The 2788-nt window shown below is 45.3% G+C and carries 3 protein-coding genes and 1 tRNA gene; 2 read left to right on the forward strand and 2 right to left on the reverse strand.

The genetic code is table 11. The features are described from left to right. Window positions 1-10 precede the first annotated feature (10 nt). Window positions 11-139, reverse strand: a complete 129-nt coding sequence (locus F6K49_RS39610) for a hypothetical protein (protein WP_293106134.1) — start codon at window positions 137-139, stop codon at window positions 11-13. Between the two features lie 306 nt (window positions 140-445). Here F6K49_RS39610 and F6K49_RS39615 point away from each other — a divergent pair, with 306 nt between their 5' ends. Both F6K49_RS39615 and F6K49_RS39620 read left to right on the forward strand, forming a co-directional pair. Continuing rightward, window positions 446-1288, forward strand: a complete 843-nt coding sequence (locus F6K49_RS39615) for a pentapeptide repeat-containing protein (RefSeq protein ID WP_293106138.1) — start codon at window positions 446-448, stop codon at window positions 1286-1288. Window positions 1289-1443: 155 nt separating this feature from the next. Next, window positions 1444-1514: transfer RNA gene (locus F6K49_RS39620), tRNA-Cys, on the forward strand. A 58-nt stretch (window positions 1515-1572) separates the two neighbouring features. Here the strand turns inward: F6K49_RS39620 and F6K49_RS39625 are convergent. After that, a partial coding sequence (locus F6K49_RS39625; RefSeq protein WP_293106142.1) for an MBL fold metallo-hydrolase occupies window positions 1573-2788 on the reverse strand: 1216 nt, incomplete at its 5' end.

Here is a 2788-nt window from a genome sequence, read left to right on the forward strand (position 1 = left end):
CTTGATGCCCTCAAGCAGCAAGATCAGGGCAAGAGACATCGAAAAGCAGCTCTGCTTCGACAAAGAGTAGTTTTACACCTTTGATGGTGTTGAGGCTGCGGTTAAACAGATGCTCTTGTTGAACAGGAAGGGTGACCACGTTACTATGAGCGAAATGAGCGAACAGATCTAATTATATTAGCAAGTATTCGCAAGATAAAGAAGCATAAATCCAAAGCCTACGCTAGTTAACAATAGCCTTCGTGTCACCTTAAGGTCAGTTTCTTGACTGGCGGGATAGATTACCCTCACTTCCGTGATCAGTTTAGCCATGAGGTCACCAAGCTCGATTAAGCAACCATTAACACTTAAAAGTCTGGCTTGCTAGATTAGAAAGTGACAGGCTTGACAGCCTGACTCTTATACTATCTCAGCTCTGACTGGCTTCCTAAGCTTCCTAATAATTATGAAACTCCCAAAAGATCGTATCCCTGAAGACCAAGCCCACCAAGCCTTCGCCCTAGCGGCTCAACTCTATGCTCAGCACAACCAAAGCTATTCTGTAAAGGAGTTGATTGAAGCAGGTAAAGAGGCACAAATTCCCCCAGAATTTATGGAAAAAGCCCTTGCTGAGATTAAAAAGCGAACGCATTCTAAATCCGCAGTTGCCAAACATCATAGTAATGGGTCTGGTCTGATGTTGATTGGTATGGGTACAGTCTTACTCGCTCTTGCGGGTATAGGATGGTTAGCCAGTTTTGTAGAACCTAGACCAGTTGCAGAACCTGAGCGATTGGAAACTGGAGCAGTTGCAGAAGCGGAGCCAATACAGGTAAGTGTGTCTCAAGAGGAACCCACAGCGTTTGCGGATAATATAGGCTCAGGGCATATTAACAAGTGTACACCCCTGATCGAGAAAAACCTCAGGGGTGCTAACCTCAGTGGGGCAGATTGTACGAATGTGGACTTGTCAGGAGTAGATTTGACTAATGCTAACCTGACTGGTGCTAATTTCAGCCGTGCTGATTTAAGTCAGGCTAACTTCAGCAATGCCAATCTCACCGGTGCCGATTTGGCTGGAGCAGATTTAGCCAATGCGGATTTAAGCGGTGCTAACCTGACTGGTGCCAATTTAAGTAATACAGATTTAACAGGAGCTAACTTGACTGGTGCCAATCTCAATGGTACCGATCTGGCCAGGGCAGACTTAGAAAGGTCTGATCTCAGGGATGCTATGACCAATGGTGCTAATTTCGATAACACTAATTTAAATCAGGTAACTATGCCCAACGGCACAATTAACCAATAAAAAACCTACTTATCAGCGTTCTTTGCGTCTTCCTTGACTAGGTCAGCACCGGACAAAGGGGACGCAGTGGACGCGGGAAAATTTTTAACATGGGTAATTCAGAGATATTATTAAAATTGAAAACTGATATAGTTATGATATACTAAACAACTAGTGGCGGCATAGCCAAGTGGTAAGGCAGGGGCCTGCAAAGCCTTTATCCCCAGTTCGAATCTGGGTGCCGCCTTTTTGAAATGGATAATCTCGGGAAAATCTCGGAGATATGGAGTAGGAGAGGGATCCTGCTAGTAATCAACTTCCTCTGACCACAGAAGGTCAGTGTCAAGAGTTGAAAAATCCTGGACTTTAGATTGGAATTGATCACAGATTGCCAAGGGATCAACCCTCCGCTCAAACAAAGGACTATCAGGAGACTGACAAAATCTACCACTGAAAAACTGACACACGGCACAGCAATCCTTTCCACTCTTAAGCCCTGCTTCAATCTCTTCTTCCTGAAGTATCATTTCCGGTTGCATGGGAGCAAGCTTGAGATTCGCACCATCCCATCGCGCTTTGATAATGCCGCTGATACTCAAGGTCTGCCATCGAGGGTCTTTTTCCACCACCTCTTCGGGAACTCGCAACCAAGCATCGGTACCAAAGCTCTCTACCATCACGTCAAACTCTTGGGGTTGCTGAATCTTAGCAATCTGCTGTCGGGAAAGCTGTTCCGGTGCTACTCCTAATTCAATTTTATCTCCGACACCAGGAATATGGATATAGCATAAGGACTGATTGTCTCCAGACCGGGCTACTTGGTGTAAGGCTTCTAATTCTCCATGAATTAAGACTAGGTGCTTGGGCTTTACCTTGTTGATTACTTGTCCGAGTCCCACCTTATCGGTATGGGCAGAGAGGTTAAACCGTTTGATTTGAGCTTTGACGGTAATTGATTTCCCATCTAGTTCAACAGTGTCCCCAGTTTTGAGACTTTGCAGGAGGCGGCCAGGGGATTCTTCATCAGTGTAGCCAGAAATAAAGATGGCAGCATTCTCTCGCTCTAGCAGTGCTGAGGCATAATAGACTGACGGTCCACCGGTGAGCATACCGGAACTGGCCACAATTACACTGGGTTTTGCGATCGCAATCGGACGTTCCCGAGGGTTTTCGATAGAAATAATCGGGGGTGTACTGGTTTTATCAAAGAATGGCTCCTGGCCGTTAATCTTAACTAAGTTCTGAACTGGAATAGGCAATAAGTCCAGGTTTTCTCGAAATACCTCTGTGACTGCTCTGACCAATCCATCCACAAAGATGGGAACTGTTAATTTATTAAATAGCTTGGAAGTTCGGATGGCTAAGAGGATTTCCTGAGCTCTACCCAAAGCAAAAGAGGGAATCAAGACATTGCCCCCAGCTTGCACTACTTCAGCAATGGATTCCATCAATGCAGTTTCTTGATTTCTTCTAGCGGGGTGGACAGAGGAACCATAGGTAGACTCAGTAATTAAAATATCC

Source organism: Moorena sp. SIO3I6 (genome assembly GCF_010672095.1).

Bases quoted from the DNA above. Each gene is read 5' to 3' on its own strand.
- F6K49_RS39615 (WP_293106138.1), top strand. From the start codon at position 446: ATGAAACTCCCAAAAGATCGTATCCCTGAAGACCAAGCCCACCAAGCC.